Origin of the sequence: Mesorhizobium sp. B2-4-7, from assembly GCF_006442685.1 — a bacterium.
Classification (GTDB): Bacteria; Pseudomonadota; Alphaproteobacteria; order Rhizobiales; family Rhizobiaceae; genus Mesorhizobium.
This window is the reverse complement of sequence record NZ_VFVH01000001.1, coordinates 1,108,255-1,124,502: the sequence shown is the minus strand read 5'-3', so window position 1 is coordinate 1,124,502 and position 16,248 is coordinate 1,108,255. Positions and strand designations below refer to the sequence as shown.

18 protein-coding genes are annotated in these 16,248 nt (G+C 61.1%); 7 read left to right on the top strand and 11 right to left on the bottom strand.

Annotated features, from left to right (window positions below):
* Window positions 1-9 precede the first annotated feature (9 nt).
* Together FJ946_RS05560 and FJ946_RS05555 are read right to left on the bottom strand one after the other, a co-directional pair.
* Window positions 10-882, bottom strand: coding sequence for a phosphoribulokinase (locus FJ946_RS05560; protein WP_140498210.1), 873 nt, complete (start codon window positions 880-882; stop codon window positions 10-12).
* A gap of 8 nt (window positions 883-890) precedes the next feature.
* Complete coding sequence (locus FJ946_RS05555) at window positions 891-1,937, bottom strand: class 1 fructose-bisphosphatase (RefSeq protein WP_140515144.1); 1,047 nt, start codon at window positions 1,935-1,937, stop codon at window positions 891-893.
* A gap of 124 nt (window positions 1,938-2,061) precedes the next feature.
* Here FJ946_RS05555 and FJ946_RS05550 point away from each other — a divergent pair, with 124 nt between their 5' ends.
* On the top strand, window positions 2,062-2,994 hold the full coding sequence (locus tag FJ946_RS05550; RefSeq protein ID WP_140498205.1) for a LysR family transcriptional regulator: 933 nt from the start codon (window positions 2,062-2,064) through the stop codon (window positions 2,992-2,994).
* 101 nt (window positions 2,995-3,095) lie between these two features.
* Here the strand turns inward: FJ946_RS05550 and FJ946_RS05545 are convergent, their stop codons facing one another.
* The 6 genes from FJ946_RS05545 to FJ946_RS05520 form a co-directional block, all read right to left on the bottom strand.
* Window positions 3,096-3,722, bottom strand: coding sequence for a hypothetical protein (locus tag FJ946_RS05545; RefSeq protein ID WP_140498203.1), 627 nt, complete (start codon window positions 3,720-3,722; stop codon window positions 3,096-3,098).
* Window positions 3,722-4,582: an ABC transporter permease gene (locus FJ946_RS05540; protein WP_181167723.1), complete on the bottom strand. Its 861-nt coding sequence runs from the start codon at window positions 4,580-4,582 to the stop codon at window positions 3,722-3,724. The genes FJ946_RS05545 and FJ946_RS05540 overlap by 1 nt, the downstream gene beginning before the upstream one ends.
* Before the next feature lie 11 nt (window positions 4,583-4,593).
* Window positions 4,594-5,382, bottom strand: coding sequence for an ATP-binding cassette domain-containing protein (locus tag FJ946_RS05535; RefSeq protein WP_140515148.1), 789 nt, complete (start codon window positions 5,380-5,382; stop codon window positions 4,594-4,596).
* Between the two features lie 70 nt (window positions 5,383-5,452).
* Window positions 5,453-5,896 (bottom strand): hypothetical protein, encoded by a 444-nt coding sequence (locus FJ946_RS05530; RefSeq protein WP_140515149.1) that lies wholly within the window; start codon window positions 5,894-5,896, stop codon window positions 5,453-5,455.
* 29 nt (window positions 5,897-5,925) lie between these two features.
* On the bottom strand, window positions 5,926-6,876 hold the full coding sequence (locus tag FJ946_RS05525; RefSeq protein WP_246673098.1) for a YVTN family beta-propeller repeat protein: 951 nt from the start codon (window positions 6,874-6,876) through the stop codon (window positions 5,926-5,928).
* Between the two features lie 42 nt (window positions 6,877-6,918).
* Entirely contained in the window at window positions 6,919-8,148 is a 1,230-nt protein-coding gene (locus FJ946_RS05520) for an ABC transporter substrate-binding protein (protein ID WP_140515151.1), read from the bottom strand.
* 38 nt (window positions 8,149-8,186) lie between these two features.
* On the opposite strand from FJ946_RS05520, the gene FJ946_RS05515 reads away from it, so the two are divergent.
* From FJ946_RS05515 to FJ946_RS05495, 5 genes are read left to right on the top strand one after another with little or no spacing between them, the layout of a single operon-like run.
* The gene (locus FJ946_RS05515) at window positions 8,187-8,432 is read left to right on the top strand and encodes a hypothetical protein (protein ID WP_140515152.1); all 246 of its coding nucleotides are present in this window, start codon (window positions 8,187-8,189) and stop codon (window positions 8,430-8,432) included.
* Window positions 8,429-10,255 (top strand): (5-formylfuran-3-yl)methyl phosphate synthase, encoded by a 1,827-nt coding sequence (locus FJ946_RS31060; protein WP_140566608.1) that lies wholly within the window; start codon window positions 8,429-8,431, stop codon window positions 10,253-10,255. The genes FJ946_RS05515 and FJ946_RS31060 overlap by 4 nt, the downstream gene beginning before the upstream one ends.
* A gap of 3 nt (window positions 10,256-10,258) precedes the next feature.
* Window positions 10,259-10,810, top strand: a complete 552-nt coding sequence (locus FJ946_RS05505; protein ID WP_140515154.1) for a flavoprotein — start codon at window positions 10,259-10,261, stop codon at window positions 10,808-10,810.
* Window positions 10,803-12,197 (top strand): DUF6513 domain-containing protein, encoded by a 1,395-nt coding sequence (locus FJ946_RS05500; RefSeq protein WP_140566611.1) that lies wholly within the window; start codon window positions 10,803-10,805, stop codon window positions 12,195-12,197. The genes FJ946_RS05505 and FJ946_RS05500 overlap by 8 nt, the downstream gene beginning before the upstream one ends.
* A complete protein-coding gene (locus FJ946_RS05495; RefSeq protein ID WP_140566614.1) occupies window positions 12,198-12,782 on the top strand; it encodes a DUF447 domain-containing protein in 585 nt (194 codons plus the stop codon).
* A 17-nt stretch (window positions 12,783-12,799) separates the two neighbouring features.
* On the opposite strand, the gene FJ946_RS05490 is transcribed toward FJ946_RS05495, so the two are convergent.
* On the bottom strand, window positions 12,800-13,846 hold the full coding sequence (locus FJ946_RS05490) for a hydantoinase/oxoprolinase family protein (protein WP_140566617.1): 1,047 nt from the start codon (window positions 13,844-13,846) through the stop codon (window positions 12,800-12,802).
* On the opposite strand from FJ946_RS05490, the gene FJ946_RS05485 reads away from it, so the two are divergent.
* Window positions 13,796-14,587 carry a HisA/HisF-related TIM barrel protein gene (locus tag FJ946_RS05485; RefSeq protein WP_140566620.1) on the top strand — a complete coding sequence of 264 codons (792 nt, stop codon included), beginning with the start codon at window positions 13,796-13,798 and terminating at the stop codon, window positions 14,585-14,587. The genes FJ946_RS05490 and FJ946_RS05485 overlap by 51 nt on opposite strands.
* 135 nt (window positions 14,588-14,722) lie before the next feature.
* Here FJ946_RS05485 and fae read toward each other — a convergent pair whose 3' ends face one another.
* Both fae and FJ946_RS05475 read right to left on the bottom strand, forming a co-directional pair.
* The gene (gene fae / locus FJ946_RS05480; protein WP_140498176.1) at window positions 14,723-15,229 is read right to left on the bottom strand and encodes a formaldehyde-activating enzyme; all 507 of its coding nucleotides are present in this window, start codon (window positions 15,227-15,229) and stop codon (window positions 14,723-14,725) included.
* Between the two features lie 148 nt (window positions 15,230-15,377).
* A complete protein-coding gene (locus FJ946_RS05475; RefSeq protein WP_140524697.1) occupies window positions 15,378-16,238 on the bottom strand; it encodes a triphosphoribosyl-dephospho-CoA synthase in 861 nt (286 codons plus the stop codon).
* Between the last annotated feature and the right edge of the window lie 10 nt (window positions 16,239-16,248).

The window sequence follows — 16,248 nt, the reverse complement described above, 5'->3', positions numbered from 1 at the left end:
GCGTCCTCCTCACGACACACGGCTCTTGCGTTCGATCAATTGCAGGATGAGCGGCGTCAGGATCAGCTGCATGGCAAGGTCGAGCTTGTTGCCTGGCACCACGATGGAATTTGGCCGCGACATGAACGAGTCGTGGATCATCGACAGCAGATAGGGAAAATCGATGCCGCGCGGATTGGCGAAGCGGATAACCAGCATCGATTCGTCAGGCGTCGGAATCCAGCGCGCGATGAAGGGGTTGGACGTATCGACGATCGGCACGCGCTGGAAATTGATGGCGGTCTGCGAGAATTGCGGGACAATGTAGCGGACATAGTCGGGCATCCGGCGCAGGATCACGTCCATCACCGCCTCGGTGGAATAGCCGCGTGTCGAACGGTCGCGATGGATCTTCTGGATCCATTCGAGATTGATGACCGGCACGACGCCGATCTTGAGATCCGCATGCTTCGCCAAATTGATCGTGTCGGTGACGACACAGCCGTGCAGCCCCTCGTAGAAGAGCAGGTCGCTGGGACCGAACTCGCGCCATTCGGTAAAGCTTCCCGGTGGCGTGCCGTACTGCTTTTCCTCTTCCTCGTCATGGATGTAGGTGCGGGTTCTTCCGGATCCCCGGCGGCCGTATTCCGCGAACACCTCTTCGAGAATCCCGAGTTCGTTGGCCGCGGCATGGAAGTGGGTGAAGTTCGGATTGCCGGCCTTCTCCTCTTCGGCCACCTTTGCCTTCATCGCGGCGCGGTCGTAGCGGTGGAATGCGTCGCCTTCGATGAACGCGGCCTCGATGTTCTCGCGCCGGAAGATCAGCTCGAAGATACGCTTGACCGAAGTGGTGCCGGCGCCCGACGAGCCGGTGATGGTGATGATGGGGTGCTTGGCTGACATGGTGCTGCTCAGGCTCTGAAGAGGCCACGGCGGCTGAACAGCGGCGCTCGTTCGCCGATGTTGCTCGGCTCGGTGTGGTAGCGGGTGACGCGCGCGACCTCCCGCGCCGACCCGAAGACCATCGGCACGCGCTGGTGCAGGCTGTCGGGTTCGATGTCCAGGATGCGGTTGATCGTATCGGTGGCCGCACCGGCAGCCTGTTCTATGAGATAGGCAATCGGGTTGGCCTCGTAGACCAGGCGCAGCCGTCCCTGACCGTAGCCCTTGCGCCGGTCGCCGGGGTAGAGAAACACGCCGCCGCGCATCAATATGCGGTAGCAGTCGGCGACCAGGGAGGCGATCCAGCGCATGTTGAAATCCTTCTCTCGCGGTCCTTCGGTGCCCTCCAGGCAGTCGTCGACATAGAGCCGCACGGCCTCGTCCCAGTGCCGGTAGTTGGCGGCGTTGATGGCGAACTCCTGGGTGCGTTGCGGAATGATCCGGCTCTCGTATGCCTGGACGAAGGTGCCGAGCCTGGCCGACAGGACGAAGATATGCGTACCGCTGCCGAGCGACAGGACGAGCGCCAACTGCGGCCCATAGATGAAGAAACCGGCGCCCAGCTGATTCACGCCCGCCTGCAAAAAAGAGGCGGCCGGATCGGCATCCGGCGCGCCAGTTGCGGGCAGGAGCGAGAAGATCGTTCCGATCGACACGTTGGTGTCGATGTTGGAAGAGCCGTCGAGCGGGTCGATGGCAATGGCGAGTGGTGCTTGCCTGTCGAGTAGGACCGGCTGCTCCAGCTCCTCGGAAGCGTAGAGCGCGACCGGAGCGTGGCGCATGGCGTCGAGGAAGATGTCGTCGGAGAAGACGTCGAGATCCTTCTGGACATCGCCGTCGGCGTTGGCGCCACGGGTCCCGGCAAAGGCGGCGCCGAGCACACCTTGATTGATGGTATTGCGGATCTTGCTGGCGGCCTGTGTCAGCTGACGGACAGTCGTTACGACCGCGGAGCGAAGTTCGTCCGGCTGGCCGAGATAGGAGTTCAGAAAAGCGTCGAGCGTTGCCGCTGGCATCGTAACCTCCCGATCCAGCCGCGTCTCCTCGGATCGGCTGGATCGGGGGAATGAAAACAAACGACACTTGATAAGTAAAATTCAATAACTTTACGTTGGTACTAAAAATAATTTAGCATGAGACATGAGAAACCTCACGCTCAAGCATTTCAAGACCATCCAGGCCATCATCAGGCACGGAAAAATTGTGAGTGCGGCCAAGGCGTTAGGTCTGTCTCCTTCAGCACTGACAATTCAGTTGCGGCAAATGGAGGAAGAATTCCAACTGGCTCTGTTCGACCGGACGTCGGACGGCATGCGTCCCACTGCCGCAGGTTTGGCCGTCGTTGAGGCAGCGCAAGCTATCGAGGAGCATCTCGGTCTGCTCGAAGACAAGATCGACGCCATCAAGGGCGTTCGTACGGGTAGCTTGAGGCTCGGCGTCGTTTCCACCGCCAAGTATTTCGCGCCGCGGTTGATGGCTGCGTTCATGAAGGAACATCCCGACATCGACATGCGGCTTGCCATCGGCAATCGTGCCCAGACAATCGACAACCTCAAGAATCACGACATCGACATCGCGCTGATGGGGCGCCCGGCGAAAGAGGTCCCGGTGCGTGCTTCGGTCTTCGGCGATCACCCGCTGGTCATCATCGCGCCGCCCGAACACCCGCTGGCGGCGGCGCGCGATATCTCCAAAGAGCGCATTGCCGAGGAGCATTTCCTTATTCGCGAGCCCGGCTCCGGAACCCGCATCTCGCTGGAAATATTCCTGAGCGACGTGCCTGGCCGCATCGACGAACTCGGTGTCGAGATGGGCTCGAACGAAACGATCAAGCAGGCGGTGATGGCTGGTCTGGGCATCGCCTTCATTTCTGCCCACACCATCGCCGCGGAAACGGAAGCTGGCCGGCTCGTCATCCTCGACGTTGTCGGCATGCCGATCCGCCGACAATGGTTCTCGGTGATACGAACCGATCACGCAATCTCGCCGGCCATGGCTACGTTCAACGATTTCCTGATGCGCAAGGGCGCGATGTATCTGCCCCTGTTCGGTAAGCTTTATCCCGATTCCTGAGCGGGATGACCGACGGATGGCGTTCGGAATCGACCGGAGCGAGACGCCGGACGTGTCGCCTGCCAAGAGACGTGAAATCCGTCGCAAGGTCGACTGAAGGTCTATTTCTTCCGACCGAGCGTTTCCGAGACGGTCCTGGACAATTGATAGAGCCGCTGCTCGATTATCGTCGGCACGTCGCAGACATAGGTCAGCGACTGGACACGTTCGTTGAAAATGCGCGTCGCGAAATTCAACTGGTCGGTTCGCCGTTCGACTTCGTCCGGATCGGCGTCGGCTTTGGCACGTAGGGCGTCGACGTCGGATGCTTCCTTGCGCAATTCAGCCGCCATTTCGAGCTGTTTGTGGGCATAGCGGGAAATGCCGGAAATCACGTGCGAACGCTCGGCGTCCATGTGATCGAACATTCCCTGCACCAGCATCGCCATCTTTGGTGCGACCTGCTCCGCCGGCAGAGAAGCCACGAAGTCCTTGATCTCCTTCTGGGCTTCGGCAATCGGCGTCCGTCGGGCCGCCACCGCCTCGACCAGCGCGGAGACGCCCGAATCCTTCGACCAATCCTTCGCCGCCGGGGGAAGCTCCGGCCCATTCCAGATCTGGCCGAGCGAGAGCTGCGGCACCTTGCGCTGCATGCAAGGCCAGTCGGGATCGGTGTTTGCCGCCCTGGCGTCCATCGGGACAAGCATGGCGATCAGAACCAGGGTGTGGACAAGTCTCATTCGCGCCATCAGCCGTTTCCTCCCGTGTCCTGTTTGCGGGTCATCAGGCCGCGCGAAGGATCGTATGCAATGATGGCGCCGCCCAGAAACAACAGCGTGCAACCGGCGACGACGCCCAGCGACAGCCAGTCGATCTGCCCATAGAAGGCGAAGCGGATCAGTTCGACGGCATAGGTGAACGGATTGGCGAGGCAGATCTTGTAGAGCAGGGGGCTTGCCTCCTGGATACGCCACAAAGGATACAGCGCCGGCGACGCGAAATAGCCTGGAAAGATGACGAAGTTCATGATGCCGGCGAAGTTTTCGAGTTGCTTGATCATGGACGACAAAAGCATGCCGAGCGCGCAAAGCATCATGCCCGACAGAAACAGTGCCGGCAGCACGTAGAGATAGCCGAGCGGCGGCGCCCTGACGCCCCACAACCAGGCGACGATCAGAAATGCGTAGACTTGCACGATCGATACGGCCACGCCGGCCAACATCTTCGACACCAGCAGGAACCAGCGCGGAAATGGGCTGACCAGCAGGATGCGCATGTTGCCCATCTCGCGGTCGTAGACCATCGACAGTGAAGACTGCATGCCGGAAAACAGCAGGATCATGCCGCACAGACCCGGAGTGATGTAGACCTCGTAGAGCACATAGGTCTTGTAAGGAGGGATGATCGACACGCCGAGCACCTGGCGGAAGCCGGCGGCGAAGATGAACAGCCAGACGAGCGGCCGCACCAGTGAGGAAATGAACCGTTCGCGTTGGTGCAGGAAGCGCAGGCACTCGCGCAGGACGATGCCTTTCAGGCAAATGAGATAGTGGCGGAGGCCGAATGGTTCAGACCCTACCGGTTTGATGCCGACAACTTTTCCGGGCATCGCAGGAGCGCTCATGACGATGTCTCCGCCATGCCTGCCGCGTCGATGCGGCTGAGCTTCGAAAAGGCATCGCGAATGGAATTTCCTCCATTTGCCTGGACGACATCCGACACCTTGCCCCTGGCGACCAGGTCACCCCGCCGCAGCACGACGACATGATCGGTATCGTCGACTTCATCGATCAGATGCGTGGCCCAGAGCACGCCGATACCATCGGTTTCGACGAGCTTGCGGATGGTGGCGAGGATGCCAGCACGCGACTCGATGTCGAGGCCGACGGTCGCTTCGTCAAGCAGGAGCAGGGAAGGTCGGTGAAGCAGCGCCCGGGCGATCTCGATGCGCCGCATCTGACCGCCGGAGAGGCTGCGTGCCTTGTCATGCTGGCGGCCCTGCATGTCGACTGTGTCAAGCAGCGCGGCGATGCGCTGCCGGGCTTCGCGTCCGCCAATGCCATGCAGCGAGGCATGGTAGGAAAGATTCTGATAGACGCTGAGATCGAGGTCGAGCGTGCGCGCCTGGAACACGATGCCGACCCGTCTGAGCGCTTCGCCCGAAGCGCTGCGGATGTCGTGGCCGAAGATGCGGATCGACCCGTGACGCGTGTCATAGAGGTGGCTGATCAGGGAGAACAGCGTTGTCTTGCCGGCCCCGTTGAGGCCGAGCAGGACGGTGAACGTCGCCGGCAAGATCGAGAACGAGACCTCGTTGAGTGCCCGCTTCGGTCCATAGGAGTGGCTGACGGCACTGACGTCGAGCGCCGCCGCCTCGTCTCCCGGTCCGCTTGTCCTCACATGCTGCATGCCCGGATCGCTCCTTCAGGACGCGTTGGCAGGACGCACTGCTATCTAGCGCGCCTGATTGCCTTTGGTCTCACTTGATCGTGATCTTGCCCTTCAGGCCCTTGTCGGCGAGGTCGGGAACCGACCAGGTATATTCGCCCGGGCGAACTGTGTGGAATTGCACCTGGATTGTTCCCGCGTCGTCGAATTCCAGCCAGGCCGGTCCGCCGTCCATATGCACCTCCAGATCGTCGATGACGATCTGGTCCATCCACACATTGCGGAACAGGTCGGTCACGAACTTGTATTCGAAACCGCCCTTGGAGGTGATCTTCCACCGATAGCCTTGACCGGCGATCAGTTCGAAATCCTTCTGATTGACGGCATAGGTGGAATCGGCCGAGCCGATAATCAATTCCGGCAGGTTCTTGCTGGCACGCGAGGGTTTTGGCGTTGCGTCATCCGCGCTTGCGCCGATCGGAGCAAGCACAAATCCGGCGAGCGCGGAGAAGATAAACCTATGGCGAAATTTCATGTCGCGATCCTCCCCATGATCAATGTCTGCTATTTGGGCGAAATGGCCACACCCCAAGGCTGCTGGCCCACGGTGAGCGATTGGACCGGCTCGTCGGTCGCCGTATCGATGAACGTGATGTCGTTGGAGTTGCCATTCGTGGTGATCAGCGTTTTCTGGTCGGGTGTGAAGGCCAGGTGCCAGACGCGTTGGCCGACGAGGATGTATTTCTCGACCTCGTAGGTGTCGGTATTGACCACGGCGACATGGTTCGCCGGGCCGAGCGCGACATAGGCTTTCTTGCCGTCGGCGCTGATGGCGATGCCTACCGGCTGGATGGTCTCAGCCCGCAATCCCTGAATCGCGAACTGGATCTTCTTCACCACTTCGCGTTTGGCGTTATCGATGACGCTGACGGTGCCGCCGACCTCGGCGCTGACCCAGACCTGCGAGCCGTCCGGCTTGAATTCGGCAAAGCGCGGGCGCGTGTCGACCAGTACGTTATCGGTTACATCGTGGGTGCCAGTGTCGATGAAATGCGCCATGCTGGTGGTTTCCGAGGTGTTGACCATGATCTTGCCATCAGGGCTGATACCCATGCCTTCCGGTTCCACGCCGACTGGAATCTCGGCCATGACCTGCTTGCTCTCGACGTCGATGGCGGTGACGAGGTTGTCGTCCTCATTGGCGACATAGAGCGTCTTGCCGTCAGGCGAGAGCACGAACAATTCGGGATCGGGGCCAGATGGCAGCGTGCCGACGATTTGCAGCGTCGCGGTGTCGATGATTTCGACCGTGTCGTCGTCACTGGCGCAAAGATAAACGAATTTGCCGTCATGCGAGATGGTGATGCCGCGTGGCCTCTGGCCGACCTCGACGGTCTTCACCACTTGCATGGTGGCCGTGTCGACGACCGTCATCGTGTTGTCCTTCTCGTTGGAAACGTAGGCCGTATAGGCCGATGCCGGGCTGGCCGTGAGGCCGGCCGCGAGAATGGCCAATGCACAAGCTCGTGTCTGCACGCAAATTCCTCCCCTTTGGCCCTACTTGAGAACGCATTTCGTTTCCGGCTGATCGATACCAAGCGTATCGAGTTCGGAGAATTGGTGGAGATAGCCCTCCTGCGGCGATGTCGACACGACCGACTTGGTGTCGCCAAGCAGGATCGGCTGGCGAAGCTGGAGGTTCCATTTGCGGAAGGTGAGCTTCTGTCCCTTGAAGGCGGCAACCGAGAAATCGCCCGACCGGATGTAGTCACTGATCTTTTTGGCATCGTCGCCTTTGGTGCGCGTGGTGGCTTCGCCGACGGCACGCACTGCTGTCCACGCCGACATGTCCTTGGAAAGCATCCGCCGGCCCGTCGTCTTCAGGAAGCGGCTCTGCATCTGGATGCCGCCCCATTGCTCGCTGGCGGGATGCCACGACGATGCAACAAGCCCGGCCGTGCCGGCGACCAGCCGCGGCGTCCAGGTGCGGTAGGGCACGTAGGTGCCAAACACCTGGCTTTCGTCGGCGACAAGCACAATGTCGTGCTCCGGCAGATCCTGCGTGAATACGGAAATCTGCTGCTGTATCTGCGTGGCGCCGGTGTCGGTACGCCTGGCCGTGCCGGTGTCCTTGAATTCCTTCTCGGCGACGATCTGGCCGCCGAAACGGGTTGCCGCGCGGCGCAACGCGTCGGCGTAGAGATGGTCCTGCTCATGCGAGCCGTAGAGCAGCACCCAATTCGGCCACTTCTTCACCATGAGATACTGCGCCAGCGCATCGGCAAGCATGCTGCGCGTCGGCGCGATATGAAAAACATTGATGCGGCAGTCCTCCTCGCGCAGGCTATCGTCGGTGGCACCGATGTTGAAGATCAGCACGCCCTTGTCGCGGGCTATATCGGCGATCGACAGCAATTGTTTGGCCGAGAGGTCTGCGACGACATAGTGGTCACCTTTGGCGATCAGGTCCTCGAATGCCTGGACCGCGTCGGCTTCGGGTTCGATCTCGGTCACGTCGAGGCTGAATTTCTGGTCGGTGAACTTTCCGGTCGTGTTGTTATCGCCGATTGCCACAGTAGCGCCGGCGACACCTTCGTCACGCGGCGGCAGGTCGAGCATGGAAAGCGTCAATTGCGGCGCGTAGGCCCGCAAATACCCTATCTTGATTTCAGTGACCTTTTTTTCCGGCTTCGCCACCGCTTCCTGGGCTATCGCGCCCGGAGCGTTGACGGTCAGGGAAAAAAAGCACAAAAAGGCGGCGAGAGTGCCCGGCACCGCGCTCGTCATCGATAGTAATTACCCATTCTTGCGCTGAGGTCCGACGGTTGTCGGAGCAGCGCCAAGTCCAGGTGCCCATGGTCAACTTAGCCGACCCGCAAAATTTATCAAACCCTATCGGACGACTTTTCGCGTCTGCCCTGGCTCGCTGTCTTTTTGACAAACATGCCATGGCGGCTGAAAAGATTGCCATCTTCGATTTCGAGGTCGTTCGCAGCTATGTCATCCGCGACGTGCGTGAGAATCGAGCGGACGAAATCTTGTCCTCCAAACTGGAGAAACTGTTCAAATGACCAGAATGCTGGCCAGCGTCACCGGCATCGAAGAGGCGGAGATCGTTCTTTCGAGCGGCGCCGACATCGTCGATCTGAAGGATCCGAAGGCGGGAGCGTTGGGCGCGGTACCCACGGAAACCATCCGCCGAACGATTTCGTTCATCGCTGGTCGGGCTCCGGTCAGCGCGGTCTGCGGCGACCTGCCGATGGAACCCGAAACGATCCGCGCCAAGGCTGAAGAGATCGCGGCGACCGGCGTCGATTATGTCAAGATCGGGTTTTTCCCATCGGCTCACATCCCTGCCTGCGCGGAGGCGCTCGAACCGCTGGCCGCGCGAACGAAGTTGATCGCTGTGCTCTTTGCCGATCTGGCGCCGGACTTCGAGCTCCTGCCGGTATTCGGCAGGCACCGCTTCCGCGGCGTGATGGTTGATACCGCGCAGAAGGGAAAGGGCCGGCTGCTCGACCATTTGCCACCGGAGCGGATTCCGGGATTCGTCGATCGAGCCAAGTCGCTCGGTCTGATGGTTGGCCTGAGCGGATCGCTCGAAGCCCCGGATATTCCACGTCTATTGCCTTTCGCTCCCGATTTCCTCGGCTTTCGCGGCGCGCTGTGTGGCCATGCCGACCGCGCGGGTTCAATCAGCGCCGAGGCGGTCTCGCAGATTCGCGAATTGGTCCCGGCAGAGCCTGGGACGGGCGGTAAATCGAGCATCGACTATCGCCTGTTGGCAGCGAGAGGCTATTCGCCGGGCACCGATCCGACACTGGGCACGGACAGGATTTTCGTGCGGGATTTTGTTCTGCCGGTCCAGATCGGTGCCTACAGCTTCGAGCATGGTCATACTCAAAAGGTGCGCTTTGATGTGATCGCCGACGTGCTGCAAGTCACCGACCATCCCGAGGACATGCGCCATGTGTTCTCCTATGACATCATCATGGATGGCATTCGCACCATCGTCGCGCGGGGGCACATTCAGCTCAGCGAGGCTTTGGCCGAGCAAGTGGCGGCGCACGTTCTGGAGAACCAGCGCGTCGTGCGCGTCACGGTAAGGGTGGAAAAACTCGAGCTCGGGCCTGGCGGTGTCGGCGTCGAGATCGAACGCAAGCGCCAATCGGCAGGACGCGGTGTCGCCTCCGGCTCTGCCGGCCGAAAAGACAGAGGCAGTGTTTCCCGGCCGCGCCAGCAAGGCTCCGACGTCCTCGGGCGGGCCGTCGTCAAGCTTGGCGGCAGCACTGCCCATGCGGCGGAAATGACGAGCTGGATCGCGGCGCTGGCGGGTTCCAGGTTACCGATCGTCATCGTGCCCGGCGGCGGCCTGTTTGCCGATCAGGTGCGCGAGACGCAGACCCGCATGGATTTTTCCGACACCGCCGCACATGCCATGGCGATCCTCGCCATGGAGCAGTTCGGCCAAATCATCCTCGATCGGGACGAAAGACTGACGCCGGCACGATCGCTGGAGGAGATTGTGCGAGCATTGGACGAAGGCAAGGTTCCGGTGTGGCTGCCGTCGTCACTTGCGTTGCCGGCACCGGACCTTCCGGCCTCTTGGGACATTACCTCCGATTCCCTGGCTGCCTGGCTTGGCGGGAAGCTTGGCGCGAACGCGCTGTTGCTTATCAAGCAGACCGATGCATTCTTCGACAACGATACCCCTGACAGCCTGAAGGCCAGGGGCATTGTCGACCCAGGCTTTGCCGCCATGCTGCCCGACGGCATCGATTTCCGTCTCGCCGGTCCGAAGGATGCCGCCGAGGCGGGCGCGCTACTCGCATCGGGCAAGCTGCCCGGCATCGGGATTGTGGCTTCGACCCGCTCGGCAAAGAAGGCAGGATAGCCGATGGTGAAGCTGCACGTGCCGCGCTGGGCGTGGGTTTTGACGGGGTCCGGGCATTTTTTCACGGAGAGCTTCGCACTTGTTCGCCAACTCGAACATTGCGATGTCTTCGTGTCGAAAGCCGCCAATGAAGTGCTGCGCATGTACAAGCTCAAACTCGATTTTCCGGAGACGACGCGCGTGCTGCACGACAAGACGGCGAGCGCCATTCCCGTCGGCGAATTTTACCACGGCGTCTACCACACGGTCGTGGTGGCGCCTGCCTCGTCCAACACGGTTGCCAAATGCGTCTGGGGTATATCCGATACGCTTGCCACCAACGTCTTTGCGCAAGCCGGAAAGTGCCGCGTGCCGATCATCGTCTTTGCCTGCGACACCGCACCCGAACTCGAAACCATGGCGCCGCATGGCCTGGTCAAAGTCTATCCGCGCAGGATTGACCTGGAAAACACCGAGCGGCTGAAGGGGTTCGAACGAACCCAGGTCGTCGAGTCGCTCGCGGACCTCAACGCGGCGGTTCAGCAACGCCGGGCCGAGCTGTCCGGCCATGGCTGAGCGGCTGGTCTTTCTCACGGGACATCTGGCCAGGGCACGGTTGGAAAAGCTGCTATCCGGTCTGGGCGAGACGGAGTTTTCGTGGGAGGTGGTCGACATAGGTGTCAAGGTCGCCGCACTGATGACCGAAGACATCATAAAGCGGCGTCTCATCGCGCCCAACGCCGTTGACCGCTTTATCCTGCCAGGGCGCTATCGCGGCGATATCGAGCAATTGTCGAACCATTTCGGCGTGCCCTTTGCGCGCGGTCCTGACGAGATCGCGGACCTGCCGGCCTTTCTCGGCCGTGTCGGCGAGCCGCCGGATCTTACGCGTCACGATATGCGCATCTTCGCCGAGATCGTCGATGCGCCAATGCTGTCGATCGAAGCGCTCACGCTGCGGGCGGGGACGCTAGCTGCGGCCGGCGCCGATGTCATCGATCTTGGCTGCCTGCCTGAAACGCCATTTCCGTTGCTGTCGGAGGCTGTGCGCGAGCTCAAGGCACAAGGATTTCAGGTCAGCGTCGATTCGGCCAGCGCGGACGAACTGTCGATCGGTGCACGCGCCGGTGCGGACTATCTTCTCAGCCTCGACGAGAACACGCTGCCGTTAGTGTTCGGCCATGGGGCTACGGCAGTGTTGATCCCGTCCGCCCCCGGCGATCTGGATTCGCTTGGCCGCGCTATCGATGCGGCGCAAAGGGCTGGCATTTCCTTTATCGCCGATCCCGTGTTGGATCCGATCCACTTCGGCTTCGCCCAATCGCTCGGCCGCTTCATCGAGGCGCGCCGCCGCTGGCCGAAGATCGAATTGCTGATGGGCACCGGCAATCTCACCGAACTTACCGACGCCGACAGTTCTGGCGTTACGGCCGTTCTAACGGGGCTCTGCTCGGAACTCGGGATTCGAAACGTGCTAGCCGTACATGTCAGCCCTCACACGGTGCGGACGATCGAGGAGCACGACATTGCCCGTCGCATCATGTTCGCCGCCCGCAATGACGGTGCACTGCCGCGTAGCTATCACCCAGGCTTGCTGCAGATCCACGATCGCAAGCCCTTCACGGCCTCGACCGATGATATCGCTGGATTGGCGGCCGAGGTGCGCGACGCCAACTACCGTATCGCGGCAGCGGAGGACGGCATTCATATTTTCAACGGCAAAGGGCACGCGGTTGCCACGGATGCGTTCGAATTCTTCGCCGGACTTGGCGTGGAGACCGATGGTGCGCATGCTTTCTATCTGGGCGCGGAACTGACGAAGGCCGAGATCGCGTGGCGCCTCGGCAAGCGCTATGTTCAGGACGAGCCGCTCGCATGGGGCGTTGCCGCACCGGCTCCCGAAACCGACCGTACCCGTCTTGCCGAACCGGGCGAAACGCTTCGCGCGAAGAAGGAGGGCTAGGTGCCTTACATTCGCGAGACAATCATCACCACTGTCGACAAGACAGGAAAGGTCCATATCGCGCCGATCGGCATAATCTCCGAAAAAGACGGCTGGGTCATCGCACCGTTTCGTCCCTCGGTTACGCTCGACAATCTGGCGGCGGTGCCGTTCGCCATCGCCAACTACACCGACGACGTGCGCGTCTTCGCTGGATGCCTGACCGGGCGCAAGGACTGGCCGACCGTTCCCGTTGAAAATTTTCTGGTTCCCCGGTTGGCGACTGCGCTGGCGCATTCGGTTCTCGAAGTCGAGAGCGTTGACGATGATGGCGTGCGCCCTCGCCATTTCTGCCGCGTGGTTCGAGAGGAAATGCATGCGCCTTTCACCGGCCTTAACCGTGCCAAGGCGGCTGTTCTGGAACTGGCCATCCTGGTCAGCCGGCTCGGCATGCTACCCCGCGACAAGATCGAGGCCGAGATCGCGTATCTTTCGATCTCTATCGAAAAGACAGCCGGCGCTGACGAAAGGGAAGCCTGGGGTTGGCTGATGCAGCGTGTCAATGATCACCTAGTCGTCAAAGGGTCCAGCAGCGAGGACGCGTGAGCGTGACGCGAGCGCCGCTACGCTGCTTGTGATCGATATCCAGCCAGCAGCGCCACCGCCGATGCTGGTGCAGCGCGGCTGGCCTCGCCGCGAACAGCGTTATGGGCGGGGACGATGTCGGCGAAATCGACAAAGCGACGTTCCATGCGCTCGGCCAGCCGCCTGATCTGCCAGCGGCCCGTTCCGGCGCCGACGATCGGAACATCTTGAGCAAGACCCCAGGCAACCAGGGATGCTGCGTCGTGGATTTTCCGCAATTGCTGCTCGCTGAACCAGCGTGCGACTTCACCCCATTCCGGCGGCGAAAGTTCAGCGGCGTCGCGCCCGACCATGCGCGCCAGTCGCGCGATTGAGCCGTGGACGGTCTTTTCCTTGCCGTCGGCGGAAGGGTGCATGTCGTCCTCCTCATCGAGCACGCCCAGGATCCGGTGCGCGTCGGCGATCGAGGCGAAATACTCGTTCATCAATGGCGTCAGCCTTCGATGGACCGGAGCAGACGAGGCTACACCGAACAGGAATGTCCTGGTGAAACCGGTATAGACCAATTCACCAGTCAGAAGCCGTCCGGCATCGGTGTAGCCCTCATTGACGACGGCGCCGTCCTTTATGGCGATAATGTCGGTGGTGGTGGAGCCCATATCGACAAACAGGGCATCGCCGGCCAGTTTTGCCACCAAAGAGGCTGTCGCGTGCCAGTTGGCGGAGGCGACATCAGTGCTCAGCCGCGCTGCCTGCTCGACCTCGACAAAGCCGGATGATCCGGCATAGATCAGCTTTTCGCCTGTGGGAAAACGATTGGAAATCTGACCCAGCAGCGTCGTCACGCCGATATCGCGGGACGCAAAGATGTCCGATAGTTCGCCCGTCATGGTGAACGCGTTGAGATCGGCTTCCGCATAGATCGGGGCTGTTTCGTCGAGGGCCGAGGTCAGGCTATGCAACCCTTGCCAAAGCGGCGTGGCGATCGTTACCGCGCCGACGATGCGGCCGCCTTGCGCGCGCGTCACCTTCAGATGCGCGCCGCCAATGTCGAAGCCCGCAATGATGCTCTTTCTTTTTTCCACACTTCAAGCTTTCATGACAGCAGTTGGTTGGCGAGAAAAGCGTTGCGCATCATTCCGGTTCTCGACTTGAAAGGCGGCGAGGTGGTTCGCGCCCAGCAAGGAAAACGCGATCGCTACCGGCCGATCATTACGCCGCTCAGCCGAAGTTCCGATGTCCTCGCCGTCGCCGAAGGGTTGCGCACGCTTCATCCCTTTTCGACCTTCTACATCGCCGATCTGGATGCCATTGGAGGCGGTACTCCAAACAGCGACGCACTTGCCCGGCTGAGGGCGATGACGCAGCCGCCTGAGCTCTGGGTCGATGCCGGCGTAGCAGACAGGAAAACGCTTCTGGCGGCGCTCGCTGAACATTCGGTTTACCCGGTGTTGGGCTCCGAATCGCAGCAGGACGATGTGCTGCTCCGGCATTTTCGCGATCATCCCGATCTCATCCTGTCCCTTGACTTCCTTGGCGATGATTTTTGCGGACCGCGTTCTCTTCTCGCTGAGCCCGAGCTTTGGCCGCAAAAGGTGATCGTCATGACGCTGGCCAAAGTCGGTGCGGCCGCCGGCCCGGACTTCAGGCGGCTGGAGGAGGTCAAGGCCAAGGCGGGAAGTCGCGCGGTCATCGCGGCCGGCGGCGTCCGCGATGACAACGATATCCACGCATTGTCAGCGATGGGCATCGCCGCAGCGCTGGTCGCAACCTCACTGCACAACGCCACGCTCACACCTAGTCACCTGGCGTCGCTCGGCGCCTGATCACAGTTGCTCCTCACCCCCGAAAGGCGGGCGCCCTTCGGGAGTGTCGCTTCAAAAGCCCAGAACCCTTTTCAGCCGGCGCAACAGACCATCCGTTTCGGAAGATGGCTTTTCCTGTGCGGGGCTGTCTCTTGTCTAGGCCGCGAACGGATGCTTGACGTTGTCGCGCTGAGCGGTGGCTTCGGCGGCGGTCGGGGTTCCTGCGATAGCGCGCTGGATGGCCTCCTTTGTCGCCTCGTAGTTGTATTTCTGGATCTTGGCGTCGTCGGCCGCGTCCCAATGGATGAATACGCCAACGCAAATGAACACGTCGTCCGCTTCGTTTGCCGGAATTGTCCCGTCCGCGACGCTGTCCTGCACTGCCTTTGCAACGGCGTGCTGCGCCGGGCCGAACATCTGTACAGCCTGCTTGGCGCCCTTGATCGTGACCTTGTTGAACATCACCGTATTGGGCTTGCATTGAAGATTGGGCGCGATCACCGCCAAAAGCGAGGTAAAACCGTCCTTGTTGTTGGTAAGCGCGTTGCAAAATGCCGTTTCGACTGCGCTCCCTCGCGGCCCGATGAGCAGGTCGACATGCGCGACTTCGTTGCCGTCCCCGACCAGCGATTCACCGACCATTACCTTCGAGATTTTTGCCATGCCAATTTCCTCCAAGACACAATTATGATGTCCACGGACGCTGCAACCGAGCAGGCGCTCGATGGACAGCTATCCTTGTTGGCAGCGCCCGGATTGCCCGGACCGGTTGGCTAGATAGCCGCGGAAGCACAGCTCCCGCTTTTGGAAGTCAAGCACCAACGCCGCGATTATGCAAGCGAGTGCCTAGAGTGTGGACTAAAAGAGTAGCCACGGTCAGATCGGCCGAGGTGCCGGGGTTTACTTTGTCCGCCTTCAGCCGGCGGTCGAACTCCATGAGCAGGCGAATGCGTGAGGGCTCGTCGCCGTTGGCATGGAGCGTCGCCTGAACGGAAAGAGCGTCCTGTCGCGCCTGATTTGCGACTTCAATTCCGTGATTGCGCACCACGTGACTGTCGGGGAAGCCTGCGAGAAACGCCATATAGGCGAACACGGTCGGCCACATGCCGCTTTCTCCGCGAGCTAGCGCCCCTACCAGCGCGGCCAGCCCTACCCCGAACACGTCGCCGAAACAGGTGTCATACTGGCGGGCGATCATATCGCGGTCGGCAGCCTCCCGCATTGCTTCCAAGAGATGAACCTTCGGCTCCTGCCGCACATCATTCGCGGCATCTCCCAGGCCGCCTGGCGCTGCCATGGCGATCGCCTCGAACACTGCCCTGGTATCGTCCATGCTCAACGCGCGCAGCAGCGAGTCGAGATTGTCCTGCAAGCTGCCACTCCTCATTTCGGCGGCGCCTATCAGAGGCCCCGCCAGGAGGACGATGCCGAGATTGGTGTTGGTTGCTACCGCCAGGCGTGTCGCACGCACCGCCTCCAGCATGCGCTGCCCGACCGAGAGGCGAGGATCGGTCAGCGGCTCGGACGAAACCTCGGCACTCATCATGAACTGGGCGGCGGACATGCCGTGTCCGTCGGCGAACAGGTGGACGTTGCCCGGCTTCAGAGCTTCGATCTCCATCCGGCAGGCATCCTTGTAGCTAGCCCGGAGGCGTTCACGCGATAACGCCATCCTGCCGCTC